This window comes from Roseixanthobacter liquoris (assembly GCF_043195135.2).
GTDB lineage: Bacteria > Pseudomonadota > Alphaproteobacteria > Rhizobiales > Xanthobacteraceae > NCEH01.
In genome coordinates, this window is record NZ_CM195537.1 from 4,501,161 (window position 1) to 4,527,733 (window position 26,573).

The 26,573-nt window shown below is 66.1% G+C and carries 23 protein-coding genes; 21 read left to right on the forward strand and 2 right to left on the reverse strand.

The genetic code is table 11. From position 1 onward, the window contains the following. Nucleotides 1-75 precede the first annotated feature (75 nt). Nucleotides 76-1,239, reverse strand: coding sequence for an ABC transporter substrate-binding protein (locus V5F84_RS20270; protein ID WP_394041923.1), 1,164 nt, complete (start codon nucleotides 1,237-1,239; stop codon nucleotides 76-78). A 475-nt stretch (nucleotides 1,240-1,714) separates the two neighbouring features. On the opposite strand from V5F84_RS20270, the gene npdG reads away from it, so the two are divergent. The 21 genes from npdG to V5F84_RS20375 all read left to right on the forward strand — a co-directional run bounded on the left by npdG (nucleotide 1,715) and on the right by V5F84_RS20375 (nucleotide 24,923). Next, entirely contained in the window at nucleotides 1,715-2,380 is a 666-nt protein-coding gene (gene npdG, locus V5F84_RS20275; protein WP_394041922.1) for an NADPH-dependent F420 reductase, read from the forward strand. A 7-nt stretch (nucleotides 2,381-2,387) separates the two neighbouring features. Further along, complete coding sequence (cofE, locus tag V5F84_RS20280; RefSeq protein WP_394041921.1) at nucleotides 2,388-3,155, forward strand: coenzyme F420-0:L-glutamate ligase; 768 nt, start codon at nucleotides 2,388-2,390, stop codon at nucleotides 3,153-3,155. Then, nucleotides 3,152-4,156: a 2-phospho-L-lactate transferase gene (gene cofD, locus V5F84_RS20285; RefSeq protein ID WP_394041920.1), complete on the forward strand. Its 1,005-nt coding sequence runs from the start codon at nucleotides 3,152-3,154 to the stop codon at nucleotides 4,154-4,156. Before cofE ends, cofD begins: the two co-directional genes overlap by 4 nt. After that, nucleotides 4,153-4,860 carry a 2-phospho-L-lactate guanylyltransferase gene (gene cofC, locus V5F84_RS20290; RefSeq protein WP_394041919.1) on the forward strand — a complete coding sequence of 236 codons (708 nt, stop codon included), beginning with the start codon at nucleotides 4,153-4,155 and terminating at the stop codon, nucleotides 4,858-4,860. The genes cofD and cofC overlap by 4 nt, the downstream gene beginning before the upstream one ends. Continuing rightward, nucleotides 4,857-7,262 (forward strand): 5-amino-6-(D-ribitylamino)uracil--L-tyrosine 4-hydroxyphenyl transferase CofH, encoded by a 2,406-nt coding sequence (cofH, locus tag V5F84_RS20295; protein ID WP_394041918.1) that lies wholly within the window; start codon nucleotides 4,857-4,859, stop codon nucleotides 7,260-7,262. The genes cofC and cofH overlap by 4 nt, the downstream gene beginning before the upstream one ends. 219 nt (nucleotides 7,263-7,481) lie before the next feature. Further along, entirely contained in the window at nucleotides 7,482-8,891 is a 1,410-nt protein-coding gene (locus V5F84_RS20300; RefSeq protein WP_394041917.1) for a pyridoxal-phosphate dependent enzyme, read from the forward strand. A 37-nt stretch (nucleotides 8,892-8,928) separates the two neighbouring features. Continuing rightward, nucleotides 8,929-9,894 carry a CoA transferase subunit A gene (locus tag V5F84_RS20305; protein WP_394041916.1) on the forward strand — a complete coding sequence of 322 codons (966 nt, stop codon included), beginning with the start codon at nucleotides 8,929-8,931 and terminating at the stop codon, nucleotides 9,892-9,894. Further along, a complete protein-coding gene (locus tag V5F84_RS20310; RefSeq protein WP_394041915.1) occupies nucleotides 9,887-10,657 on the forward strand; it encodes a CoA-transferase subunit beta in 771 nt (256 codons plus the stop codon). Before V5F84_RS20305 ends, V5F84_RS20310 begins: the two co-directional genes overlap by 8 nt. A 22-nt stretch (nucleotides 10,658-10,679) precedes the next feature. Further along, complete coding sequence (locus V5F84_RS20315) at nucleotides 10,680-11,636, forward strand: LLM class flavin-dependent oxidoreductase (RefSeq protein WP_394041914.1); 957 nt, start codon at nucleotides 10,680-10,682, stop codon at nucleotides 11,634-11,636. Nucleotides 11,637-11,735: 99 nt separating this feature from the next. Further along, on the forward strand, nucleotides 11,736-13,010 hold the full coding sequence (locus V5F84_RS20320) for an ArgE/DapE family deacylase (protein ID WP_394041913.1): 1,275 nt from the start codon (nucleotides 11,736-11,738) through the stop codon (nucleotides 13,008-13,010). 232 nt (nucleotides 13,011-13,242) lie between these two features. After that, nucleotides 13,243-14,457 carry a diaminopropionate ammonia-lyase gene (locus tag V5F84_RS20325; protein WP_394041912.1) on the forward strand — a complete coding sequence of 405 codons (1,215 nt, stop codon included), beginning with the start codon at nucleotides 13,243-13,245 and terminating at the stop codon, nucleotides 14,455-14,457. 371 nt (nucleotides 14,458-14,828) lie between these two features. Continuing rightward, complete coding sequence (locus V5F84_RS20330) at nucleotides 14,829-15,701, forward strand: branched-chain amino acid ABC transporter permease (protein WP_394041911.1); 873 nt, start codon at nucleotides 14,829-14,831, stop codon at nucleotides 15,699-15,701. Further along, nucleotides 15,698-16,726: a branched-chain amino acid ABC transporter permease gene (locus V5F84_RS20335; RefSeq protein ID WP_394041910.1), complete on the forward strand. Its 1,029-nt coding sequence runs from the start codon at nucleotides 15,698-15,700 to the stop codon at nucleotides 16,724-16,726. Before V5F84_RS20330 ends, V5F84_RS20335 begins: the two co-directional genes overlap by 4 nt. Continuing rightward, on the forward strand, nucleotides 16,723-17,514 hold the full coding sequence (locus V5F84_RS20340) for an ABC transporter ATP-binding protein (RefSeq protein ID WP_394041909.1): 792 nt from the start codon (nucleotides 16,723-16,725) through the stop codon (nucleotides 17,512-17,514). The genes V5F84_RS20335 and V5F84_RS20340 overlap by 4 nt, the downstream gene beginning before the upstream one ends. Then, entirely contained in the window at nucleotides 17,507-18,223 is a 717-nt protein-coding gene (locus V5F84_RS20345; RefSeq protein WP_394041908.1) for an ABC transporter ATP-binding protein, read from the forward strand. Before V5F84_RS20340 ends, V5F84_RS20345 begins: the two co-directional genes overlap by 8 nt. A 346-nt stretch (nucleotides 18,224-18,569) precedes the next feature. Continuing rightward, nucleotides 18,570-19,631, forward strand: a complete 1,062-nt coding sequence (locus V5F84_RS20350; protein WP_394041906.1) for an ABC transporter substrate-binding protein — start codon at nucleotides 18,570-18,572, stop codon at nucleotides 19,629-19,631. Beyond that, complete coding sequence (locus V5F84_RS20355; RefSeq protein WP_394041905.1) at nucleotides 19,628-20,407, forward strand: ABC transporter ATP-binding protein; 780 nt, start codon at nucleotides 19,628-19,630, stop codon at nucleotides 20,405-20,407. The genes V5F84_RS20350 and V5F84_RS20355 overlap by 4 nt, the downstream gene beginning before the upstream one ends. A 21-nt stretch (nucleotides 20,408-20,428) precedes the next feature. Then, on the forward strand, nucleotides 20,429-21,223 hold the full coding sequence (locus tag V5F84_RS20360; protein WP_394041904.1) for an ABC transporter permease: 795 nt from the start codon (nucleotides 20,429-20,431) through the stop codon (nucleotides 21,221-21,223). 34 nt (nucleotides 21,224-21,257) lie between these two features. After that, on the forward strand, nucleotides 21,258-22,043 hold the full coding sequence (locus tag V5F84_RS20365) for an enoyl-CoA hydratase/isomerase family protein (RefSeq protein ID WP_394041903.1): 786 nt from the start codon (nucleotides 21,258-21,260) through the stop codon (nucleotides 22,041-22,043). After that, nucleotides 22,043-24,169: an acetate--CoA ligase family protein gene (locus V5F84_RS20370; protein ID WP_394041902.1), complete on the forward strand. Its 2,127-nt coding sequence runs from the start codon at nucleotides 22,043-22,045 to the stop codon at nucleotides 24,167-24,169. The genes V5F84_RS20365 and V5F84_RS20370 overlap by 1 nt, the downstream gene beginning before the upstream one ends. Nucleotides 24,170-24,185: 16 nt before the next feature. After that, nucleotides 24,186-24,923 carry a GntR family transcriptional regulator gene (locus V5F84_RS20375; protein WP_394041901.1) on the forward strand — a complete coding sequence of 246 codons (738 nt, stop codon included), beginning with the start codon at nucleotides 24,186-24,188 and terminating at the stop codon, nucleotides 24,921-24,923. A 113-nt stretch (nucleotides 24,924-25,036) separates the two neighbouring features. On the opposite strand, the gene mepK is transcribed toward V5F84_RS20375, so the two are convergent. Next, nucleotides 25,037-26,545 carry a peptidoglycan L,D-endopeptidase MepK gene (mepK, locus tag V5F84_RS20380; RefSeq protein WP_394041900.1) on the reverse strand — a complete coding sequence of 503 codons (1,509 nt, stop codon included), beginning with the start codon at nucleotides 26,543-26,545 and terminating at the stop codon, nucleotides 25,037-25,039. Between the last annotated feature and the right edge of the window lie 28 nt (nucleotides 26,546-26,573).

A 26,573-nucleotide genomic window follows, 5' to 3' on the forward strand; every position in this document is an offset into this window, starting at 1 on the left:
ATCGACGGTGTCAGGCGCTGGCCCGCCGATGCCCCACCCAGCCGGAAGGAGCGGGGGTTCAATGCCCCTCCCGGATCAATGGACCACTTCGACCTTGCCGTTGACGATCTTCACGACATACGTGGCCGGGCTGCTCTGGCCGCTCTCGCGCCCTTCGGGACCCGCCTTGGCGAACACGATCTTGCCGTTGAGGCCGGGCACTTCCACCTTCCACAAGGCTTCGGTGATCTTCGCCGGGTCGGCCGCGCCGGCCTTCTCGATGGCGGCGGCGATCACGGTGATGCCGTCATAGCCGCGGAAGCTCTCGGTGAGGCCGGCGGCGGGATAGCCCTTCTTCTTCCAGGCTTCCACGAACGCCTTGGCGCGCTCCGGATACGGCGTCGCATCGGGCGACCAGGGGGTGAAGAACAGCAGGTGATAGGTGCCGTTGGCGGCGGTGCCCGCCTGCTCGGCGAGCTGGTCGGGGCTCTGCGAGCCGCCGGTGGTGATGATCTGCTTGTTGAGGCCGAGCGCCTGGGCCTGCTTCAGCACCAGGGTCAGCTGCTCGACGGCGGTGGTGACGATCAGGGTGTCGCTGTCCGACGCCTTGATCTTGGCGAGCTGGGCGCTGAGATCCTGCGCGCCCTGATCCATGGTCTCGACCGCGCCGACCTGGATGCCCTTGTCCTTGAACATGGCCGAGAAGTCGCTGGCGGTGCCGCGGCCCCAGTCATTGTTGACCACCAGGAAGTCGGCCTTCTTGATCTTGAAGCCGTCGATCACCTTGGCGAAATTCTGCGCTTCCAGCGAGGACGGCGCGGAAATACGGAACACATAGGGATTGCCCTGAACCGTGATCTTGGAGGAGGAGGAGGTCTCCACCACCATGGGCACGTTGTACTGCATCAGCTTGGGCATGACGGCGAGGGTCAGGCTGGAGCCCCAGGCGCCGAGCATGACCGGCACCTTGTCGCGCACGATCAGCTTTTCCGCGACCGCGGCGGCTTCGGTGGGATTGCTCTTGTTGTCCTCGATGATGAGGTTGAGCTTCTTGCCCAGCACGCCGCCCTTGGCGTTGATCTCCTCGGCGGCCAGCTTGGCGCCGTCGGCGACGAAATTGCCGGAGGCGGCGAACGCCCCGGTGAGCGGCATGTTCACGCCGATGGAAATGTCCTGCGCAGCCGCCGGCAAGGCGAAGGCCACGGATAATCCCAATGCACAGGCGGCAGATGTCAGAAATCCGAATTTCAGCTTCGCCATATCACCTATCCTCTGGAGGGGGTTATTTTTCGTTGTTGAAGCACTGGCATCGTCTTGCTGCGATGAACATGCGCGGAAGGCCCACATAACGCGCATGAAGGGCGCGGGAGCGGATCGGACACTTTCCGAAATCAGCCCCGGGCACCAATCATTCTATATACCATCAGATAGGAAAACTCCTTCTGTCAAGGCTCTCTTGCGCAATCGCTCCGCGGGGCGCAGCATTTTTTTGACGCGGCCGCTCCAGCACCGGTCGCAACGGCACTTTCGTTTGCCGGGAAAGCGGCGCCGGCTCTGGATTTTCGAGCTTCCGGCGCCGTTGCCGGTGGACCCGAAAGGGCGATTGAAGAATTGAGTTGTCTTATCATTCTGTTTATAGCACCATTTGCCTCATCGAGATCGAATTCCCTGGCCGAAACGCCGTGCGCGAAATCGCCAACAATTTGATTCAACACTAAAATCAGGAACAGAGCCCATGTCCGGCGACGCCAAGCCCACCATTGCCATCCTCGGGGGAACGGGCGATCTCGGCTCCGGCCTTGCCAAGTCCTGGGCGGCGGCCGGCTATGACGTGGTAATCGGCTCGCGCAGCGCCGAAAAAGCCGCCGAAGCCGCAGTTGCCCTCGGCGGCACGGCCCGTGGCGACGACAATGCGGGCGCCGCGCGCGCCGGCGATATCATCGTTCTGGCGGTGCCGTTCGCAAGCCACGAAGCCACGTTGCTGGACGTGCGCGACGCGGTGCAGGGCAAGATCCTGGTGGATGCCGCCGTGCCTCTGGTGCCGCCCAAGGTTTCCACGGTCCAGCTGCCCCCCGAAGGGTCGGCCGCGCAGATCGCCCAGAGCCTGCTGGGCGAAGGCGTGCGCGTGGTTTCCGCATTCCACAATGTGGGGGCCACGAAGCTGCACGGCGGCGGCAAGGTGGATTGCGACGTGCTGGTGTTCGGCAATGACAAGGACGCCCGCGACCAGGTGATCGCTCTTGCCGGCGTGATCGCGACGCGCGGCATCGACGGCGGCGTGCTCGCCAATTCCGCTGCCGCCGAGGCGCTCACCTCCGTGCTGATCGGCATCAACCGGCGGTACAAAGTGCCGGGCGCGGGCATCCGCATCACCGGCCTCGACATTCCCGCCGTCGGCTGACCCCGTGATGGCCGCGCCCGCGCTTTCACTCCATGCCGTGCCAGGGATCCCCCTGGTGGAGCCCGGCGACGACCTCGCCGGCCTGCTCGGCGCGGCGCTGGAGGCGAGCGGGCTCGGCCTTGAAGAGGGCGACATCCTCGTCGTCGCCCAGAAGATCGTCTCCAAGGCGGAAGGGCGCTATCTGGCGCTCGCCGACGTGGTCCCCTCGCCCCGCGCGATCGAGATCGCCGCCCGCCTGCGCAAGGACCCGCGCCATGTGGAAACGGTGCTTTCGGAATCCTCGGAGATTGTGCGCGAGGGGTCCCATGTGCTGGTGGTCGCGCACAAGCTCGGCTTCGTCATGGCCAATGCCGGCGTGGACGAATCGAACATCGACCATACGGACGGCGCACGCGTGCTGCTGCTCCCGCGCGATCCCGACGGCTCCGCCGCCGCCCTGAAGGCACGCCTCGATGCCCGCTTCGGCGTCCGCGCCGGCGTCGTCATCAATGACAGTTTCGGCCGGCCCTGGCGTAACGGGGTGGTGGGCGTCGCGCTCGGCGCCGCCGGCGTCCCCGCGCTGGTGGACATGGTCGGCGCGCCGGACCTGTTCGGCCGCGCCATGCGCGTGACCGAAATCGCGGTGGCGGACGAACTTGCCGCCGCCGCTTCCCTCCTCATGGGCCAGGGCGACGAGGGCCTGCCGGCGGTGCTGGTGCGCGGCTATCGACGCGCCGCGCCCGAACGGCCCGCCGCCGCCCTCATCCGCTCCCGCGAACGCGACATGTTCCGATGAATGCACCCCTCCCCCCTCCCGGCTCCGGTTCCATAGTCGCTTTGTGCGGCGGCGTCGGCGGCGCAAAGCTCGCCCTCGGCCTGGAGCGGGAATTCGGCGCGGCGGTCTCGCTCGTGGTGAACACGGGTGACGATTTTGAGCATCTCGGGCTTGCCATTTCCCCCGACCTCGACAGCGTGCTCTACAAATTGAGCGGACTGAGCGACGAGGTGCGCGGCTGGGGCCGGGCGGACGAGAGCTGGAATTTCATGGCCGCGCTCGGCGAATTGGGCGGGGAAACCTGGTTCCTGCTGGGCGACCGTGACCTTGCCCTGCATGTGGAGCGCACGCGCCGCCTGCGGCTCGGGGAAAGCCTCACCCAGATCACCGATTCGCTGCGCGCACGCCTCGGCATCGCCGCCCGCCTGCTGCCCATGAGCGAGGAGCCCGTGCGCACGCTGGTGCATACGGACGAAGGCATATTGCCGTTCCAGCGCTATTTCGTCGAACGCCGCTGCGCGCCCGCCGTCACCGGCTTCACCTTCGCGGGCGCCGACGTCGCGCGCCCGACTTCGGAGGTACTGGCCGCGCTCGCCGCGCCGGACCTGCGGGCGGTCGTCCTCTGCCCTTCCAATCCCTATCTGAGCATCGATCCCATTCTCGCGCTGCCGGGGTTGCGCGCCGCGCTCGCCGCCGTGCGCGCGCCGGTGGTGGCGGTCTCGCCCATCATCGGCGGGCAGGCGATCAAGGGGCCGACGGCCAAGATCATGGCGGAGCTTAAGGTCCCGGCGACCTCGGCCGCCATCGCCGCCCATTACGACACGCTGATCGACGGCCTCGTGATCGATGTCGCGGACGGCGACGAGCGCGCCCGCATCTCGACACCCATCGCCGCCGTCCCCACCTTGATGAAGACCGCCGAGGACAGCATCCGCCTGGCAAGGGACGTGCTGCGCTTCGCCGATTCGCTGGCCGCCGCCGGCGCAGTCATCCATGCCGACCGGGAGGCGGTGGGCCCATGAACAGGCATGTTCCCGCATGTGATTTCGGCGCGCCCCGCGACCTGTGGGCCTTGGTGCCGGTGAAGCGTTTCGCGCTCGCCAAGCGCCGCCTTGCCCCCGAGCTTTCGCCCGCCGAGCGCGCGGCGCTCGCCAAGGCGATGCTGCGGCAGGTGCTCGGCGTGCTTGCCGGATGCCGGGGGCTGGCCGGCATCCTCGTCGTCACCGGCGATCCGGACGCCATGGCGCTCGCCCGCGCGTTCTGCGCCCATGTGCTGCCCGATGCGGTCGAGAATGGCACCAACGCCGCCGTGCGCGCCGGCATGGCTGCGCTGGACCGCGCCGGCAAGGGCGGGGTGATCGTCGTGCCCGGCGACGTGCCCGGCATGACGCGGGCGGAACTGGATGCGGTCGTCGACGCGCTGGAAAGCACTTCGGTGGTGCTCGTGCCGGCGACCCGCGACGGCGGCACCAATCTGCTCGCGGCCTGCCCGCCGGCCCTCATGGCGCCAAGCTTCGGACCCTCCAGCTTCGCCCGCCACCTGGAAAGCGCGCGGACGGCCGGCCGCGATCCGCGCGTGCTGCATCTGCCCGGCCTCGGCCGCGACATCGACGTGAGCGCGGACCTCGCCGCCCTGCCCGCCGGGCTTTCGCCTGTTCCTTTGCGAGCCCGCCCCGGCGTGGCTCAGCCCCTGCCCTCGCCGCTTGAGGAGCCCTTGTCCCTATGATTACGCCCTCCGTCTTCGCCGACCTCTCCGCCGGCGCCCGCCTCGCCCCCGAACAGGCTTTCGCCTTGGTGGGCATGAGCGATCTTTCCCCGCTGCTGGCGGCGGCGGCGCAGCGGCGCGACGCGGCCCACGGCAATTATGTCTCCTATTCGCGCAAGGTCTTCATTCCGCTCACTCAATTGTGCCGCGACGTGTGCCATTACTGCACCTTCGCCCATGCCCCGCGAAAGGGCGAGCGCGCCTTCCTCTCCCGCGACGAGGTTCTGGCGATTGCCCGCGCCGGCCAGAAGGCGGGCTGCAAGGAGGCGCTGTTCACCCTCGGCGACAAGCCGGAGCTGCGTTACCAGTTCGCGCGCGACGCATTGGCCGAGCTTGGCCACGCGACGACCCTTTCCTATCTCGCCGAAATGGCGGACTTGGTGTTTCGCGAAACCGGCCTTCTGCCCCATGTGAACCCCGGCCTGCTGACCGCCGAGGACGTGGCGGCGCTGCGGCGGGTCTCCATCTCCCAGGGCATCATGCTGGAGAGCACCTCCGAGCGCCTGCTGGCCAAGGGCGCGGCCCACCACGGCTCGCCCGACAAGATCCCGGCCGCGCGCCTGGAGACCATGCGGATCGCCGGTGAACAGGGCGTGCCCTTCACCAGCGGCATTCTGATCGGCATCGGCGAGACGCGGGCCGAGCGCATCGAGGCGCTGCTGGCGCTGCGCGATCTCAACGACACCTACGGGCACATCCAGGAAATCATCGTCCAGAATTTCCGTCCCAAGCCCGGCACCCGCATGGCCCATGTGGAGGCACCGACCCTCGACGAGCATGTGTGGACCATCGCCATGGCGCGCCTATTGTTCGCGCCGGAGATGAACATCCAGGCACCGCCCAACCTCAGCCCCGGCGCGCTCAGCAAGCTGGTGGCCGCCGGCATCAACGATTGGGGCGGCGTCTCCCCCGTCACGCCGGACCATGTGAACCCGGAGGCGCCCTGGCCCCACCTGCGGGTGCTGGACTCCGCCACCAAGGCCGCCGGCAAGATCCTGACCGAACGGCTCGCCATCTATCCTGCCTTCGCCGCCCAGTCCCGCCGCTGGGTCGACGAGGGGCTGCGCACCAAGCTGCTCGACCTCATCGACGGCGACGGCTGGCCGCGCGCCGACGATTGGTGCCCTGGCTCCACCGACCGCCTGCCGGCCAAGGAAGGCGCGCTGCTGAAGCCTTCCGCCCCCGCCAGCACCGACGGCGCGCTCACCCGCATTCTCGACCGGGCGGTGTCCGGCATCGCGCTGGAGGAAACCGAGATCGTGCGGCTGTTCCGGGCGCGCGACGAGGGGTTCACCGCCGTATGCCGCGCCGCCGACGACCTGCGCCGCAAAGTGAACGGCGACAGCGTGAGCTATGTCGTCACCCGCAACATCAATTATACCAACATCTGCTATTTCAAATGCCAGTTCTGCGCCTTCTCCAAGGGCAAGCTGAGCGAGAACCTGCGCGGCCGCCCCTATGACCTCGAAATGGAGGAAGTGGCGGACCGGGTGCGAGAGGCCTGGGCGCGCGGCGCCACCGAAGTGTGCATGCAGGGCGGCATCCACCCTTCCTATACCGGCCAGAAATATCTGGATCTCTGCAAGGTGGTGAAGGATGCGGTGCCGCAGATGCACATGCACGCCTTCTCACCCCTCGAGGTGAGCCAGGGCGCGAAAACCCTCGGCGTGAGCATTCCCGAATTCCTCGCCGCCCTGAAGGAGGCGGGGCTCTCCACCTTGCCCGGCACGGCGGCGGAGATCCTCGACGACGAGGTGCGCGCCCATCTGTGCGCGGACAAGATCAACACCCTTGAATGGCTGGACGTGATGCGCGCCGCCCATGGCCTCGGCCTGCGCTCCACCGCCACCATCATGTATGGCCATATCGAGCGCTATGAGCATTGGGCGCGCCACCTGATCCGCGTGCGCGATCTGCAGATGGAGACCGGCGGCTTCACCGAATTCGTGCCGCTGCCGTTCGTCCACATGGAAGCGCCGATCTATCTGAAGGGGCGCTCGCGCAAGGGGCCGACCCTGCGCGAGACGATCCTGATGCATGCGGTGGCGCGGCTCGCGCTGCATCCGCACATCACCAATATCCAGGCCTCCTGGGTGAAGCTCGGGCCCGAGGGCGTGAAGCTCGCCCTCGCCGCCGGGGTGAACGACCTCGGCGGCACGCTCATGGACGAGACCATCTCCCGTTCCGCCGGCGCAAGCCACGGGCAGGAGATGACGCCGCGCTCCATGGAGATGATCATCCGCTCCGCCGGCCGGGCGCCGCGCATGCGCACCACGCTCTATGACGACGCACCGGCGCTGCATGGCGAGCGCGCCCGCAATGTGAACGCCCCGACCGCCTTGCAGATGGCCGCCCAGGGCTAAGAAAACACGCCTGGACGCCGGTTTCCCCGCAAAAAAGATTTGCCATTCCCCAAGCGTATTGTACTAATAATAGTATGATAATATGACCTTAGGTCGCCAGATCCGTTTCGGCGGGGGAGTTTCCTTGAGATGAGTGCAGCGCACGTACCCGGATCGGTTCCGGGCATCGTCAATGCTGAGCAGCGGCAGGCCGCGATCCGGCATATGCGGGATGCGGGCTTGAGCCTGCCGACCTTCGGCCAATTGGCCGATCCCTCGACCATTCCCGCCGCCCGTATGGCCGCCTTGGCGGACGTGGACCGCAATGCGCCCGACGGCGCCAATCTGTGGCGCATCCACTGGAACAACGCCGTCGACGGGCGCGGCATGGTTTCGGTGCCCGATCATATCGTGCTGCCGAGCGCCCTCACCGGCGTCGCCGCGCCGATCGTGGTACTGCTCGGCGCGCGCTTCCCGCTGATCGGCGCCCACAAGGTGCTGCCGGCCTATGCGGGCCTGGTGACGCAGCTCGTCACCGGCGCGTTCGATCTTTCCCATCACAAGGCGGTGTGGCCGTCCACGGGCAATTATTGCCGGGGCGGCATCGCGGTGTCGCGCATCATCGGCTGCGCCGGCGTCGCCGTGCTGCCGGCCGGCATGAGCCAGGAGCGCTTCGACTGGCTGGAGAAGTGGGTCTCCGACCCCGCCCACATCGTCCGCACCCCGGGCACGGAAAGCAACGTCAAGGAAATCTACGACGCCTGCAATGAAATGCAGAAGGATGAAAGCAACGTCATCCTGAACCAGTTCTCGGCCTATTCGAACTACATGGTCCATCGCGCCGCCACCGGCGCCGCCTGCGCCAGCGTGTTCGAGAGCCTGAAGGCCGGCGCGCCCACGCGCCGCCTCGCCGCCTTCGTCTCGGCAACGGGCTCCGCCGGCACGATTGCCGCAGGCGATCACCTCAAAGCCCTCTACGGCACGCGGATCGCGGCAGTGGAAGCGCTGGAATGCCCCACCATGCTGGAGAACGGCTACGGCGAGCACAATATCCAGGGCATCGGCGACAAGCATATCCCACTCATCCACAATGTGATGAACACGGACTTCGTGGTCGCGGTCTCGGACCGCGCCAGCGACCGGCTGAACCTGCTGTTCGGCACCGAGGTCGGCCGGGCCTATCTTGCGGACCGCAAGAACATCGACCCCGCGCTGATCGCCGCCTTCGATAATGTGGGCATCTCCGGTCTCGCGAACATCGTCGCCGCCATCAAGCTCGCGAAATACATGCGCTATGGCGCGGACGACGTGGTGGTGACCATCGCCACCGACGGTGCGGGCCTCTATGCCACCGAGCGGGACGCTTATCTCGCCAAGCATTATGGCGGCCGCTTCGATCAGGTGGACGCGGCCGAAAGCTTTACGTTCGCCATTGAGGCCGCCTCCACCGCCGACCTGCTGGAGCTGCGCGAGAGCGACCGCCGGCGCATCTTCAACCTCGGCTATTACACCTGGGTGGAGCAGCAGGGGATCGCCTTCGAGGATTTCGAGCGCCGCAAGCATCAATCCTTCTGGGACGACCTTGCCGCCCAGCTGCCGGTCTACGACCGGCTGATCGAAGACTTCAACGCGGAAGTAAGCGCCTCCTAGCAAAGCAGAAGCTTCCAGGGACAAAAAGGAGACGAAGGTGACGGCATCAGGCGTGACGCCCTATGCGCAATTGCGCCAAGACCTTTCGCAGCGGGACAAGAGCCTGCGCGAGAAGGTGGTGACGCTGGAGGAAGCCGCCTCCTTCGTGCCGGACGGCGCGAGTGTGGGCCTCGGCGGCTCCACCATGTCGCGCACGCCCATGGCGATGATCTGGCAGCTCATGCGCGCCCGCAAGACCGGCCTCACCTGCTCGCGCAGCATCATTTCCACGGACGGGGATCTGCTGTTCGGCTCCGGCATCTGTGACCACATCATCACCAGCTGGTTTGCCCAGGGCATCCTGTGGGGCCTCTCCAAGGTGCTGCGCCACCATGTGGAGAGCGGGAGCGCCACGTACGAGGAATGGAGCCATATGGCGGTCGGCATGCGGTTCCGCGCCGGCGGTATGGGCGTGCCCTTCCTGCCGATCCGCTCCATGCTCGGCTCGGACGTGCTGCGCATTCGCCCCGAGGCCAAAGAAATCGATTGCCCCTTCACCGGCGAGAAGCTGCTGCTGGTTCCCGCCCTCAACCCCGACGTGGCGCTGATCCATGTCCAGCGCTGCGACGCCTACGGCAATGCGCAGATGGACGGGCTGCAATTCATGGACATCGACCTTGCCATGGCGGCGAAGCGGGTGATCCTCACCACCGAGCGCATCGTCTCCAACGACCAGATCCGCCGGGCGCCCGACCAGACGAAGATCCCGTTCTTCTGCGTCGATGCGGTGGTGGAAGTGCCCTATGGCTCGGCGCCGCACGAATGCTACGGCCTGTATGAGCCGATGATGAAGCACATGTCGCAATATGTGGCGCAGGTGAACAAGGCGCCCGTCGAAGGCATGCGCGAATATTTGGAAAAATACGTCTACGGCCCCGCCTCCTGGAACGAATACCTCTCGCTCATCGGCCTTGAGGAAATCCTGGAAGCCAGCCAGCGCGGACGGAGCATCTACAATGACTGAGGCGCATCGCTACACGGCGACCGAAATTCTCGCCATCCTCAGCGCCCGCCAGCTCAAGGACGGGCAGGTGGTGTTCGCCGGGGTCGGCATTCCCCTGCTCGCCGCGACGCTGGCCCAGCGCCTGCGCTGCCCCGGCCTCACCATCCTGTTCGAGGGCGGCGTGGTGGGTGCGTTCGTGGAGCCCGGCAAGCTGCCGCCCTCCACCAACGACCAGCGCTGCACCAAGCGCGCCAACATGGTGCTCGGCTCCACCGACGTGCTGCTGCTGCTCCAGCGCGGCTATGTGGACATCGGCTTCATGGGCGGCGCGCAGATCGACCAGTTCGGCAATCTGAACTCGTCCTTCATCGGCGATCCCGCCCATCCCAAGACCCGCCTGCCCGGCACCGGCGGCGGCAACGACATCTCCTCCCTCACCAACATGATCGTCGCTATGAAGCACGAGAAGCGGCGGTTCGTGGAGCATGTGGACTTCATCACCAGCCCGGGCTTCATCCGCGGCGGCACCTCGCGCGCCGAAAGCGGCCTGCCGACGGGCGGCATGTTCCGCGTCATCACCGAGCTGGCGGTGTTTGGCTTCGACGACGCCGAGCGGCGCATGAAGGTGCTCGCGCTCAATCCTGGCGTGACCCGCGAAGAAGTGCAGGACAACACCGGCTTCGACCTGGTGTTCGATGCCCAGAACGCCGTCACCGAGCCGCCCACCGAACACGAATTGTCGACCCTGCGGATGCTCGATCCCGAGCGCCTGTTCACTGCCTGAAAAGGCCAATGGAGGAACAAGAATGACCATCCTGTCCAAGACCTTCGGGATCGCCTCGCGGAACTTCACCGCTTATCCGGAAATGCCGGATGCGCCCGGCCTCGTCGAATACGGCGTGAAGTGCGAGGAACTCGGCTATGATTCCATCTGGGTGTGGGATCATATGCTGCTCGGCGTGGAGCCGAACTTTCCGATCATCGATTCCCTCACGGTGCTGACCGCCATCGCCGCCCGCACCACCCGCATCAAGCTCGGCACGGGCATCCTGGTCCTGCCGTTGCGCAATGCGGTGGCGCTCGCCAAGCAGCTGTCCAGCATGGATCAGCTGTCCAAGGGCCGCATGGTCATGGGCATGGCGTCCGGCTGGTACAAGCGCGAATTCGATGCCATGGGCATCCCGTTCGAGAAGCGCGGCAAGATCATGGATGAGAATCTGGAGATCCTGAACCGTTTGTTCACCGAGGATAAGGTGGACGGCGAGTACATGTTCCACAAGATCTCCGCCGCCGTCATGTATCCCAAGCCCTACCAGCAGCCGCGCATGCCGATCCTGATCGGCGGCTATGTGGACAAGGTGCTGCAGCGCGCGGCCACCGTCGGCGACGGCTGGCTGACCTATTTCTACCGCCCCGAAGACTTCAAGAAGTCCTGGGCCAAGATGCGCAACTTCGCCGAAGAAGGCGGCAAGGACCCGGACGCCCTGCTGAACGCCTCCCAGCTTCCGATCATGGTCGGCGATTCCCGCGCGGCCGTGCAGGACGAGATGATGGATTGGCTGAACAAGGAATGGGACTTCCCGGCCTATAGCGATTGCACCCGCGAGAGCGCCATCATGGGCAATGTGGATGAGTGCGTCGCCCAGCTTCAGGAGCAGATCGACGCCGGCGTGCAGAAGATCATCTTCGTTCCCTACAAGTATCGCCCCGACCAGGTCGAGGTGATCGCCAAGGAAATCATTCCCCGCCTCAAGGCCCTCTGAGGCGGTGCCTCAAGCCCCCGGGCCGGTCCCGGGGGCGTTTTCTTTTGCATCGGGACATCGCCGCGAGCCGGCGCAACGAGACCTTCCGGAGACAGAGCAATGAGCGACCCCAACCGTCAGGCCCTTCTGGACACGATCGACGCCAACCGCGACAAGGCGATCGCGTTCTTGCAGAAGATGATCACCATCCCGAGCGTGACCGGCGACGAAGCCGCGATCCAGGCCTTCCTCAACGACTACATGACCAAGATCGGCCTCGACGTGGACATGTGGGAAACCGACTGGGAAGAGCTGAAGAAGCATCCCGGCTATCGCCCGGTCGATCGTGGCTATGAGAACCGCCCCAACATCGTCGCCACCTTCAAGGGCGCCGGCGGCGGGCGCTCGCTGCTGCTCAACGGCCATACCGACGTGATCCCCGTGGGCAACGGCGAAGGCTGGAGCGACAATCCCTGGTCCGGCCTGATCCGGGACGGGCGCATCTACGGGCGCGGCTCGGCGGATATGAAGAGCGGCGTCGCCAGCCACATCATGGCGGTGGAGTTCATGAAGGAACTCGGCCTCCAGCCCAAGGGCGACGTGTACATCAACGTCGTGATCGACGAGGAAGTCAGCGGCCACGGCACGCTCGACACCGTGATCCGCGGCTATAAGGCGGATGCCGGCATCTCCGGCGAGACCAGCGATCTTCACGTGCAGCCCGCCTGCATCGGCCGCATCTGGTTCGAGATCGAGATCAACGGCAAGCCGGCCGGCATCCAGCAGCGCTACAAGGGCATTTCCGGCATCACGCTCGGCAACAAGATCGCCGCCGCGGTGCAGGAACTGGAGGACGAGCGCGTCGCGACCGTCACCCATCCGCTCTATCCCAATGCGCTGGATTCCCTGCCCTGCATCGTCGGCAGCTTCCAGGCCGGCAATTATCCCAGCGCCTTCCCCGCCACCTGCCTGCTCAAGGGCTCGATCGGCACCGTGCCGGGCGAGGACCACGAGGGCGTCAAGCAGAGCCTGGTGAAGAAGATCGCCGAGCATGCCGCCCGCGATCCCTGGATGAAGGATCACCCCCCGGTGGTGCGTTTCGTGGGCTATGACGCGGAGGCCTCCGAGATCCCCCGCGATCACCCCATCGTCGACATCGTCTCCAAGACCTATACTGAGATTTCCGGCCACCAGCCGATCATCTCCGGCCGGCAGGGCGCGGCGGATACCCGCTTCCTGAACCTCTATGCCAACACGCCGACCGTGATCTTCGGCCCAGGCTCCACCGCCGTGATGCACTCGAACGACGAATATGTGTCGATCGAGGATTACATCACCGCCATCAAGGTCATGGCGCTGAGCATCTACGACTGGTGCGGCGTGGAGAAGAAGTGAAACCATCACGTCACGCAGTCTGAACTTTGGCGGCCGGTTCGAAAGAGCCGGCCGTTTTCTTTTGGGCGAGGCTTCCTCGCGGCAACCTCTCCGTGCTGCCCGGTTTCCGCGACAAGCGAAAACGCATCTTGCCCAGCGCCAAACGCAACAAGATTGCATGCGCGACCGACATTTAGAGCGCCGCACCCTGTCCACGCACACTAACGTTGCATGGAGAGCACAAGGACGCGGCATGCTTATTCTCAATGCACATTCCGATCACGGTCGCGCGCTGGATCCCCAGGACGATGACTGCCTGTCGATCGCGGCGGCGGACGAAGTGGAACGGTTCCTCGCCCACCGGCCCGAGCATGTGCCGACGCAGCTTTATGCCCTGCCCGCGCTTGCCCGCGAGTTGCAGGTCGCCGCCATCGCGGTGAAGGACGAGAGCACCCGTCTCGGGCTCGGCAGCTTCAAGGCGCTGGGCGGCTCCTATGCGGTGATCCGCCTGGTGCTGGAAGAGGCGAGCCGGCGCCTCGCCCGCGCCGTGGACGTTTCCGAATTGCTGACCCCCGAAATCCGCGCCATCGCGCAGACCATGACGGTCGGCTGCGCCACCGACGGCAATCACGGCCGCTCGGTCGCAGCGGGGGCGCAATTGGTGGGGGCAACTGCAGCGATCTTCGTGCATTCCGGCGTCAGCCCCGACCGGGTCGAGGCCATCGCACGCTTCGGCGCCCGGATGATCCACGTGCCCGGCACCTATGACGATGCGGTGGAGGAAGCCGCGCGCAAATGCGCCGCCGAAGGCTGGATCGTCGTCTCCGATACGTCGTGGCCCGGCTACGAGCGCATCCCGGGCCTTGTCATGCAGGGCTATACCGCCATGATCCGCGAGGCCCTCGCCGCGATGCCGGAAAAGCCGACCCATGTGTTCATGCAGGCCGGCGTGGGCGGGCTCGCGGCGGCGGTGGCGGGTCATCTCGCGGTGATCTACGGGGAGGCGCGCCCGCGCTTCATCGTGGTGGAGCCGGCCCGCGCCGCCTGCCTGTTCGAGAGCGCCAAGGCCGGGCAATCCATGAAGATCGCGGCCGGCGAACCCACCATCATGGCAATGCTGGAATGCTACGAGCCGTCCCTCGTGGCGTGGCGCATCCTCTCGCGGGCCGCCGACGCCTTCATGACCGTGGACGAGGCGGACGCGGAGGGCGTGATGCGCCGCTTCGCCCGTCCCCTGCCGGGAGATCCGGCAATCGTCTCGGGCGAGAGCGGCGGGGCGGGTCTTGCCGGCCTCATTCAAGTGGCGAGCGACGCGCAGATGCGCGCCACGATCGGCCTCGACGAGACATCGCGCGTGTTCGTCATCAACACCGAGGGGGCCACCGACGCGGGCCGCTATGCCGCCATTGTCGGCGCCTCGCCCGCGGAGATTCTCCGCATGCCTGGCGCGGCGCGCGCTTCGGCGTAGAATTGCGTGTCCATGCCGTTGCGGGACTTGAAATCCGCGCGGCCACTCGTATTATTGTGCTAATAATAATACGTTTTAGCATCCCCTTACGGGACAATGCGAAAAGCGAGCTTTCTTCGAGGTTTTCTGTCGGGTTCCGCCGCCATTCGGCGGGGTGACCCTGTACGCACGAATCCCGCGCGGAAAGTAAAAACAAATAACCGGCGCCGCTGTTCCGCAGTCAAGGATGCCGGATACCTTCAGTGGGAAATTGACGGCGGGTCGGTCCTCCTCCTCCCTCAGCTTCTCCCGTTCAATGGGTTTTGCCCGCGTCGTGCGCGTTCGTGCGCGCGCCCGTGCGAGGTGCGGCGAAGCCCCCAGTCGGAGCGGTCATGGACCAGTTGCTGCAACATCTCGCCAATGCGCTCATCATGGGCGGCACCTATGCCCTCTTGGGCATCGGGCTGACGCTGATCTTCGGCATCATGCGCGTCGTGAACTTCACCCACGGAGAACTGTACGCGCTCGGCGCCTACATGATGTATTTCGTGGCGGGCATGCTGGGGCTCAACTTCTTCCTGGCCATCGGCTTCGCCATCTTCGCCGGCCTGGTGCTGGGCGCGCTGATCGAATTGATCCTGCTGCGGCCCAAGCGCACCGCCGATATCGACACCACCATGCTGCTCATGATCGGCGCCTGGATCGTCCTGCAGAATGTGGAGACGCTCACCTGGGGCAGCGTCGCGAAGTCCATTCCTTCTCCGCTGCCCACCGAGCCGCTGGTGATCGGCCCGGTCTCGCTCTCCTGGCTGCGCCTGCTGGTGCTCGGCCTCGCCTTGGCCCTGATCGCGGCGACCTACGCACTCATCAACCGCACCAAGCTCGGCAAGGCCATGCGCGCCACGTTCCAGGACAGCAGTACGGCGGCGCTGATGGGGGTGAATATCAACCTCGTCTACACCATGACCTTCGCGCTCGGGTCGAGCCTTGCAGCGGCGGCCGGCGCCCTGCTCGGCCCGGTATTCGTGGTGACGCCCACCATGGGCGATCTCGCCTCGCTGAAAGCCTTCGCCATCGTCATTCTCGGCGGGCTGGGGAGCATCTCGGGGGCCACCATCGGCGGGTTCATCCTCGCCTTCGTGGAGGAGATCGGCGCCGGCTACATCTCCTCCGGCTACCGTGACGCCATGGGCTTCATCATCATCATCCTGGTTCTTCTGTTCCGGCCCACCGGCCTGTTCGCGCGCGTGGAGCGTATCGGATGAGACGCCTTCTTCCCTATCTCGTCATTCTCTTCTTCGCCTGCGTCCCGCTGTGGCTGAAGGACCAGTATTTCCTCCATACGCTGGTGGTTTCCGGCATCTTCATCCTGGCGGCCCTCAGCCTTAATTTGCTGCTCGGCTATACCGGGCAATTGAGCCTCGGCCATGTCGCCTTCTTCGGCATCGGCGCCTATGTCAGCGCGCTGACCACGCTCGGCTTCGAGGTCACGCTGTTCGGCCACACCTTCGTGCACGGGCAATGGCCGGCGGTGGTGGGGCTGCTGCTCGGCACGCTGATCGCGGGCCTATGCGGCTACATCATCGGCCGGCTGTCGTTCCGCGTACGCGGCGCCTATTTCGTCATCGTGACGGTGAGCTTCGCCGAGGTGACGCGCCTCGTCGCCCTCAATTGGGTGGAACTCACCAACGGCCCGCTGGCCCTTCCCGGCATTCCGCCGCTGACGCTCGGCTCCGACCTCACCGGATATGTGACGCTCTGGGCCAAGTGGCAGAATTATTACGTGGTCCTGTTCTTCATCGCGCTCGGCTACACCATCATCAAGCGGATCGTGAACTCGCCCTACGGACGCGCCATGATCGCGCTGCGCGAGAATGAATCCCTGGCCATGTCGGTGGGCATCGACGTGACCCGCTATCTGGTGCTCGCGGCCATCATCTCGGCCGCCATGGCGGGAACCGCGGGCGGGCTCTATGCCCATTATCTTCAGATCATAGATCCCATGATCTTCATGTTCCTCAACACCGTCACCATGGTGATCATGGTGATCACCGGCGGCAAGGGCACGCTGGCCGGCCCGTTGGTGGGCGGCCTCATCTTCGGCATCGCGCCGGTGCTGCTGCGTGAATATGTGGGGCCGGAGGTGCAGTGGATCCTCTACGGCGTGCTGATGATCCTGATCGTCTTCATCCTGCCGCAGGGCATCGTGCCGGCGATCGAGCGCTGGTTCTCCCGGCCCCCGTCGGCCCCCGCGTCCCTCGCTCTGACCGGGAAGGGGGAGCAGGCATGAACGCCTTCACGAAAGCCAAGATCGCCCTTTCCATCGAGCATGTGGCGGTGCATTTCGGCGGGCTGGTCGCCATCGCCGACATGAATTTCGACGTGCGCGAGGGCGAACTGGTCAGCCTCATCGGCCCCAACGGGGCGGGCAAGACCACCGCCTTCAACGTCATCACCGGGTTTCTGCGGCCGACCAAGGGCCAGGTGACGTTTCGCGGCACCTCGCTCAACGGCCTCAAACCGCACCAGGTGACCAATCTCGGTCTGGTGCGCACCTTCCAGCGCACCAGCGTGTTCGACAAGAATACGGTGTTCGAGAACGCCCTGATCGGCCTGCACCGGCGCAACCGCGCATCGCTTTTCGGCACCTTGCTCGGCCTGCCCAAGGAGAAACGGGAGGAAGAGAAGCTGCGCGAGGAAGCCTGGGAGATCCTGCGCGTGGTCGGCATCGCGCACCAGGCGAACGAGCTCGGCGGCAGCCTGCCCTATGGCGACCAGCGCCTGCTGGGCGTCGCCCTGGCGCTGGCGGCCAATCCCTCGGCCCTGCTGCTGGACGAGCCGGTCTCGGGCATGAATGCCACCGAGACGGCGAATTTCATCAAGATCCTCCAGAAGATCCGCGCGCGCGGCGTGACCATCCTGCTGGTGGAACACGACATGCCCATGGTGATGGGCATTTCCGACCGCATCGTCGTGCTCAACCACGGCCGAATCATCGCCGAGGGGCCGCCGAGCAAGATCCAGAACGACCCCGAAGTGATCCGGGCCTATCTCGGCCAGGGAGTGAAGCATGCTTGAGATCCGCAACCTCGTCTGCCGCTATGGCAAGGTCACGGCCCTCAAGGGTATTTCCCTGAAAGTCGAGCGCGGGCAGATGGTCGCCCTCGTGGGGGCCAATGGCGCGGGCAAGAGCACCACGCTGCGCTCCATCTCGGGCCTCGTTCCGGCGGCAAGCGGGCAGATCCTGTTCGATGGCGAGGACATCACCCGCGCCTCCCCGGCGCGCATTCTCGCCAAGGGCATCGCCCACTGCCCGGAAGGCCGGCGGGTGTTCGGCCAGATGAGCGTCGCCGAAAACCTGGAGATGGGCTGCTTCCTGCGCTCCGACGGCAAGGCGATCGCCGCCGACATGGCGCACATTTTCGAGCAGTTCCCGCGCTTGGCCGAGCGCCGCCGGCAGATTGCCGGAACGCTCTCCGGCGGCGAGCAGCAGATGCTGGCCATCGGCCGGGCGATGATGTCGCGACCCAAGCTGATCCTGTTCGACGAGCCCTCGCTCGGGCTCGCGCCCAATATCGTCGAGCAGGTGTTCGCGATCATCCAGACCATCCGCGCCGCGGGCACCACCGTGCTGATGGTGGAGCAGAACGCCTATGCGGCGCTGGAAATGTGCGACTATGCCTATCTGCTGGAAACCGGCACCATGGCCCTGGAAGGCACCGGCAAGGCGCTGATCGAGGACCCGCATGTCCATGAAGCCTATCTGGGCGGAGGCTTGTCGCATTAGCCATTCCCCCACATGTCCGGGGCGGCGTGTCGCCCTGATGAAAATGCAGGCGGGCGCGCCGCGCCGGGCCATCGCAATCGACCGTGATTTTTCCTGGAGGAGGCGACACCCGTCGCCTCCTCTTTTCGTTTGATGCGTAAGATCTATATTTTTCAATTGATTGGCGAGCACCCATCGAGCGACGGAGCACGCGCTTCCTAGGGGCAGCGCCGCTTTTGCCCCCGATTTGGCGGGCGCCGCCTGCGAAACAGGCAGGCAAGGTGAAAATAGCACCTTGACACAAATCTAGATGACTAGTTTTCTAGAATAAACCAGCGTCAAAGAACGCATCCAGAGGTAAGCAACAATGTCTTCGCTTCACGCACGTCTTGCTGCGGGCCTTTTGCTCGTCGCCTCCTGCCTGCCCGCTTCCGCCCAGACCAAGGTGCGCTATCTGCTCACCTCGCCCAGCCCCACCGTGGCCGAGGCCCCGCATTCCTCGGTTCCCGAGACGCTGGGCTTCTGGAAATCGCAGGGGCTGGACGTGGAGGTCTCGCCCTTCAGCGGGTCCACCGCCGCCGCCCAATTGGTGATCGCAGGCACCGCCGAATTCACCATGGCAAGCCCCGAAGCCTTGCTCTTCGGCCGGCAGGACGGCGCCAAGATCATCGCGGTCTATAACCATGTGCGCGAGCCGATCTATACGATCGCGGTTCTGAAAGACAGCGGCATCACCCAGCTGAAAGACTTGAAGGACAAGACCATCGGCGTGGTCAGCCTCTCCAGCGGCGCGGTGCCGGTGGCCAAGGCCATGCTGCGTTCCATCGGCTTCGATCCCGAGAAGGACGTGAAATGGCTGCCCATCGGCCTTGGCGCCCAGGCGGCCGCCGCCATCAAGGCCAACCGCGTGGACGCGCTTGCCTTGTGGGACTGGAGCTACGCCCAGCTGGAGAATTACGGCCTCGCCTTCCGCCATTTCGAGACGGTGGAAACCTCCAAGCTGCTCAGCCTGATGCTGCTCGGCAATGAGGATTATGTGAACGCCAATCCGACCGTCGCCGAGAAGATGGGCCGCGGCATCGCCATGGGCACCCAGTTCACGCTCGCCAATCCGGAAGCGGCGGTGCGCATTCACTGGCAGAAGTATCCCGCCTCCAAGCCCACCAATATTCCCGAAGACCAGGCACTGAAGGAAGCCATCCACATTCTTCAGGCCCGCCTCGCCAAATACAAGGTCGACGGCCGCACGGATCCCCGCTTCGGCGCCTTCACCCGCGAAGAATGGATCCAGACGGAAGACTTCTTCTACAACGCCGGCCTCATCAAGTCGAAGCCGGACGTGAGCACTTATTACACCAACAAGTTCGTCGAATATTACAATGCCTTCGACAAGAAGGCGATCATCGCCCAGGCGAAGGACTACAAATGAGCGGGCACGCCGCGCCCGCGATCGCGATCCGGGAGGTCAGCAAGACCTTCCGGTCCCGGTCCAACGAAGTCATCGAGGCGTTGCGCGCAACTTCGCTCGACATCGACGACAAGCAGTTCGTATGCATCATCGGCCCCTCGGGCTGCGGGAAAAGCACCTTGCTCCGCATGATCGCGGGGCTGGAAAAGGCCTCTTCCGGCACCTTGGCCATTCGCGGCACCACCATCACCGGCCCGCGCCGCGACACCGGCCTGGTGTTCCAGACCCCGGTGCTGCTGCCCTGGCGCACGATTCTGAAAAACGTGCTGGTGCCCGCCGAAGTGCTGAAGCTGAACCGCAAGGAAGCCGAGGCGCGGGCCAAGGATTTGCTCCAGCTGGTCGGCCTGGAAAAATTCATGGACCGCTATCCGGACGAATTGTCCGGCGGCATGCGCCAGCGCGCGGCCATCGCCCGCTCGCTGATGCACGATCCCGACGTGTTGCTGATGGACGAACCCTTCGGCGCCCTCGACGCGCTGACGCGGGAATCCATGAATCTCGAACTGCTGCGCATCTGGCAGGCGAGCGCGAAGACGGTGGTTCTGGTCACCCATTCCATCGAGGAGGCGCTTCTCCTCGCCGACAAGGTGGCGGTGTTCTCGCCCCGCCCCGGTTCGATCATCGAGGTGGTGGACGTGCCCTTGCCGCGCCCGCGCAGCAGCCGCACCCGCGTCGATCCCGTGTTCGTGGAGCTTGCCGACAAGCTGCGCGCCTACTTCGCCGCGGACCCGCATTGAGCGCATCGGAAAGCAAACGCCATGAATTCGCGCCTCAAGCAGATCCTCCATCGCTATGGCCCGCCGCTGGTCGCGGGCATCATCATCTTCGGCCTCTGGGAAGCGCTGCCCCGCCTGTTCGGCGTGTCCGCCCTTCTCATTCCGCCGCCGTCCTCCGTGCTGCGGGCGCTCTGGATCATCTTCGATCGCGGGCTGCTGGTGGGGGCGACCCTCGTCACCTTGTTCGAGGCGCTCTCCGGCTTTCTCATCGGCTCCGCGGCGGCGGTGGCGTGCGCCTTCCTCGTCACCCGCTCGGAGCTGATCGAGCGCGCGCTGATGCCTTATCTCGTCGGCTTCCAGGCCCTGCCGAAGGTGGCGCTCGCCCCGCTCATCGTGGTGTGGGTGGGCATTGGGATCGAATCCAAGATCGCCATCGCCGCGATCATCTCCTTCTTCCCGGTGCTCATCAACGCTATCATCGGCTTCTCGACCATCGAGGCTGAGAAGATCGACCTGATGCGCTCGCTGGTCGCCTCGCGCTGGCAGGAATTCCACATGGTGGTGTTCCCCAATTCACTGCCCTTCATCTTTGCCGGACTGAACGTTGCCATCGTCTTTTCCATCACCGGCGCGCTGGTGGGCGAATTCATCGGCGCCGACCGGGGGCTCGGCAATCTGCTGATGCAGCTCAACTACAACATGGACGTGTCCGGCATGTTCGCGGTGCTGGTGGTGCTGGCCCTGCTCGGCATCGCGCTGCACGCCATGGTGCGCTTCTTCCATGTGCGGCTGGTGTTCTGGGGCAAGCCCAAGGGCCTCCAGGCCAACGACCATTAAATCTCAGAACAGAAAACAAGATCGGAGAAAGTCCATGAGCGATCCCCTCGTGAAGATCGCGCGCGACGGCCATGTCGTCACGCTCACCCTCAACAACCCGCCGGTGAACGCCCTGTCCTCCGCCGTGCTGGAAGCGCTGATCGCGGCGCTCGACACCGTGGAAGCCGAAGGCGAGGCGCGCTGCGTCATTCTCACCGGCACCGGCGAAAAGGCCTTCAGCGCCGGCGGCGACCTGAGGCAGGAGCGCGATTTCGGCGGACCGGAAGCGGCCAAGGCGTTCCGCGAATTGGGCCGCCGCACGCTGAACCGGCTGGAGGGCTATTTCGTGCCCGTGGTCAGCGCCATCCACGGCTATTGCATCGGCGGCGGCACCGCCATCGGCTGGGTCTGCGACATCCGCATCGCGGCGGACAACGCCATCTTCCGCGCCGGCGATGCCTATATCGGCATGGTGCCGAGCTGGGGCATGGGCCTCACCCGCCTGCCGCGCCTGGTCGGCCGCAACCGCGCGCTCGACATCCTGCTGATCGGCGAGAATTTCGATGCCAAGACCGCGCAGGACCTCGGGCTCATCACCAAGGTGGTGCCGCGCGACAAGCTGATGGAGGAAGCCACCGCGATCGCGCGGCGCATCTCCAAGGCTTCCCCCAACGCCATTCGCGCCACCCGCGCGGCGATCGCCTTCAACATGCGCGAAGGCTGGAACGCCATGGCGCAGTTCGAGGAAGAAATCTGCCAGCAGGTGTTCTCCCACCCGGACGCCCACGAAGGCCCCAAAGCCTTCACCGAGAAGCGCGAGCCGGTCTTTGCGAGGATTTGATGGGTATCGAGAGCCTGCTGCGGCCGCGCTCCATCGCCATTGTCGGCGCGTCCGACAAGGTGGGGCCGGGGCTGAACGCCTGGAATGCCCTTCAGCATGTGGGATTTGAAGGGCAGGTCCATCTGGTGAACCCGCGCCGGGCGGACCTGCTCGGCCAGAAGGCCCATGCCAGCCTTGCCGATATCCCCGGCACGGTGGATGCGGTGTTCGTGGCGGTGGGGGCGGATGCGGTGGCCGGCGTTGCCCGCGAGGCGGTGGCGAAGGGCGCGGGCGCCCTCGTCATCCTCTCCAGCGGGTTCGGCGAGACCGGGCCGGAAGGCATCGCCGCGCAGGCGGAACTGGTGGAAATCGCGCGGGCCCACGATCTCGCGGTGTGCGGCCCCAATTGCCTCGGCCTGCTGAATTTCGCCGGCAAGACCGCGCTGTTCGGCACCTCGCTGCCGGACCGGATCGCGCGCGGCGGCATCGCGGCGGTGCTGCAGAGCGGCTCCGTGGGCATCGCCCTGCTGAATTCCGCGCGCGGCCTCGGCTTCAGCTATGTGGTGACCTCCGGCAACGAGGCCGTGACCACCGCCGCCGATTATATCGAGGCATTCCTCGACGACCCGGCGGTGACGACCATCGTGGTGTTCGCCGAGCAGATCAAGAAGCCCCAGCATTTCATCGCGGCGCTGCGGCGCGCGCGGGCGAAGGGCAAGCCGGTCATCGTGCTGAAGAGCGGCCGCTCGGCCAAGGGGCAGGAAGCGGTGAAGGCCCATACCGGCGCGGTCGCCGGCAGCGTCGAAGCCTGCGATGCCGCCCTCGCGGATGCCGGCGCGATCCAGGTGTTCTCGCTCGACGAACTGATCGAGACCGCGCTCCTGGTCTCGCAGTTGGCCGAGGTGCCCAAAGGGCGCAAGGCGGCGGCGCTCTCGCTCTCGGGCGGGGAAATCGCGCTCGCGCTCGACATGGCGGAAGAGGTGGGCTTTGAATTTGCCCCCATCGCCCCGTCCACGGCGGAAGAACTCACGCGCCTGCTGCCGGATTATGCCCATATCGGCAATCCGCTCGATCTCACCTGGGCCGGATTGTACGATCCCGAGGTGGCGCGCGGCTGCGCACGGGCGATCACCGCTCAGGACGACGTGGGGCTGCTGGTGCTGTTGCAGGACGCGCCGTTCGGGCTCGGCGCCCAGCAGGCGGCGCGCTATTCGGCGCTGCTGAAATCGGTGGCCGCGGGCGCGCAGGACAGCGGCAAGCCCCTGGTGGCGCTGTCCAATCTCTCCGACCAGCCGCATGTGGAGCTGAACGCCGCCGCCACCGCGCTCGGCGTGCCCTATCTGCGCGGCACCCGCGCCGGCATGATGGCGCTCTCGCGCTATGGCCGCTGGGCGGCGGCACAGGCGCCGGTTCGCACCGACGGCGCTTCCGCACACGCCCCTTTGGCGCGGGCGCGGATGGGCGAAATTCCGTCTACCCGCCTTGCCACCGAGCGCGAGGCGAAGGAGGTGCTGGCGGCCTATGGCATCGCCGGCCCACGCGAGATGCAGGTCGCGACCGCCGCGGAAGCGGTGGAGGCGGCGCAGGCGCTCGGCTATCCCGTGGTGCTGAAGGGCCTGGTGGAGAATCTCGTCCACAAGTCCGATGCCGGTCTGGTGAAGGTGGGGCTGAAGACGCCCGAGGACGTCCGCGCCGCCGCCGAACGCATGCTGGAGGCCGCGGCGGCCGTGAAAACCGGGGCGGTGCTCGGCTTGCTGGTTCAGGAACAGGCCGCCCCCATCGCCGAATTGTTCATCGGCGGGCGCACGGATCCCGATTTCGGCCCGCTGATCGTCATGGGCGCCGGGGGCGTCGAGGTGGAACTCTACAAGGATGTGGCGGTGCGCCTCGCGCCCATCACGCCGGAGCGGGCGCTGGACGCCCTTTGCACCACCCAAGTCTCGCGCCTGCTGGACGGTTGGCGCGGCAAGCAACCGGCAGATAAACTGGCGGTCGCGCAGATCATCAGTGCGCTTTCGACTTTTCTCGCAGACTTCTCCGGGGAAATTTCCGAGGTCGAGATCAATCCCCTGGCTGTATTCGCAGCCGGCTTGGGTTGCAGTGCACTCGATTGCGTGATTATACCAAAATCCGCCGGTTCCGATTGAAAGCCCGATGCCTCCAATGATCGAAAGTCCCCTCGCCGCCGCAGATATCGGGCGGGCCGCCGCATCCTATCGGGAGATCAAGGCGCGCATCATGGATCGCCGGTTCGCGCCCGGCGAAAAGCTCAGCGAGGTGCGGCTGGCGGCGGAACTCGGGGTCGGGCGCTCGCCCATCCGCACCGCCCTCGCCCGCCTCCAGGGCGAGGGGTGGATCGCGGTGTCGCCGCAAAGCGGCACCTATGTGAAAGGCCTCACCGACGCCGAGATGAACGAGGTGTTCGAACTGCGCCTGATCCTGGAGCCGGCGGTCGCCGGCCTTGCGGCCGAGCGCATGTCGCAGGAGGAGCTGGCCAAGCTGCGGCGCGCCTTCGAGGCGTTCGGCACGGAAATCGCCGAAGGGCGCGTCGAGGAATATTTCGCCCTCGACCTGCAAACCCACCGGGCCATCTATAGCGCCGCCGGAAATGGGCTGATCCACGGCATCCTCGTGAACCTGCTGGACAAGGTGCATTGGATTCAACGCACCAGCGTCGGCTCGCCGCGCCCGACCAGCGCGCTCGGGGAAATCCGCGATTTGCTCGCCGCCCTGGAATCGCGCGATGCGGAGCGGGCGGCCCATGTGATGCGCACCCACATCCTGCGCACGGCCAAATTCCGCAACCTGCCCGCCGGCGCGCCCGAGGGCGAAGCCGAGGCACCCGCGCCGGCCAAGGAAAAGGCCGAGCCCGCGCGCCGTCGCGCCCGCGCCGCCGGCTGAGGCGGCCACACGCCCGCCGGCCCGGCGCCGCGCCCTGAGCACGCCGCGCCCGGAGCACGCCGCGCCCAGGCCACGCCGCGCCCAGGGCGAAGCGTGCTCAGGACAAGCCGTTCTCAGGGCAGGCGCTGGGTCAGGCGCACGTTGGCGGAAGCGAACATATAGGTGGGCAGCGAGGCGATGGCGGGGCCGGAAAAGCGCTGGGTGGAAAGCCCGCCGGTCGCGTCATAGGAAAAGCCCATTGCCACCACTTCGCGCGGCGCGGTGAGGAAGGCGGTGAAGACCCGCATTTCGGGGGCCCGCAGATAGGGTTCCGCGGTCAGGCTCGGCGCCAGGAACATGCGGCCGAAGGGAATTTCGGCGGCCTTGGTCTTCTCCCGCAGTCTCGGCTGGGGCCCTGCCGACATCACGAGATTCTGCGGCATGCCGCCCACCGGGTCGGCGGCCGAGGCATAGCCGAGCACGGCCGGGGGCGGTGCCTCGGTGCCGCGGGTGATGACGGCGGGCAGCGGCACGGGGCCGAGCGCGGCGGTCTGCACCGGCGGCTGCGGGGCGGGCGCGTTGGGCCGCTTGAGCGGGAGCGGCGCCATGGTGGCCTGGGCGGTCTGCTGCGCCGTCGCAAGAGCGGCGGCGATTTCCGCCGGCCGCGCGACGGGAACCGGCGCGGCTGCGACCGCGACCCGGCTCGCCGGCGCCGCCGCGCGGGCGGCGGGGGTATCGGTATCGGCTTCGCTGTCGGCGACCGGCGACGTCTTCGCGGTCGCGACCCGGGCGCGCACCGGCGCCTCGTCCGCGCCTTCGTCGTCGCTGCCCTTCCGGCCGAACAGCGAGGCGAAGAAGGTCTTGATGCCCTTGCCGGAATCGTTGGAAGCGACCTGCGTATCCGCCCGGCCGCCCCGCGCCTCGAGCTCGGCCACGGCCGCGTTGTAATTGGCGAGCGGCTTGCCATCGGCGGGGATATGCACGGTCTTGCCGTCGGGGAACACCTTCACCAGCTGGTCGTGGGTCATGCGCGGCCACATGCGCACCCCGCCGGTATCCATGTGCACGAACGGCGAACCGGAGGTGGGATAGAAGCCGACGCCGCCGCGTTGCAGCCGCAGGCCGGCGGCGCGCAGATCGGCGAGATTGACGCCGGGGATATAGAAATCCATCGCCTTGCCGCGGGTGTGCTGGCTCTGCTGGGCCACGCCCTTGCTGCGGGCGCGCAGCATGGCGTTGGTCGCCGGCGAGCGATAGCCGCACACCACATGGATGCTCTCCTTGGCGTCCACGTCGCGATAGACTTCCCAGATCAGGTCGAACAGCTGGGGGTCCATGTCGATGGGCTCTTCCTTGCGCCAGTCGCGCAGGAGCCAACTCAGCTTCTTGAGCACCTCGGGATCGTAGCGGCCTTCCTTCTTGAAGGTGAACGCGCCCTTTTCGCCCGTATGCATGTTCTCGATGTAGAGGGTGCGGGTGTCGCCGTTGGCGACCGCATTCTGGAGAGACGTGGCGCCACCGGCGACGATGGCGACGGCGATCGCCAGAGAGCGCACCCCCTTCGCCGTGAAGGCGCGGGAGACGATCTGCGATACGGAACGGAATGTCTTTTGCAAAGGCTCGAACCCGAGGCTCAGATTCATCTCAGTCGCGCAACCGGTTGGTCGCGCG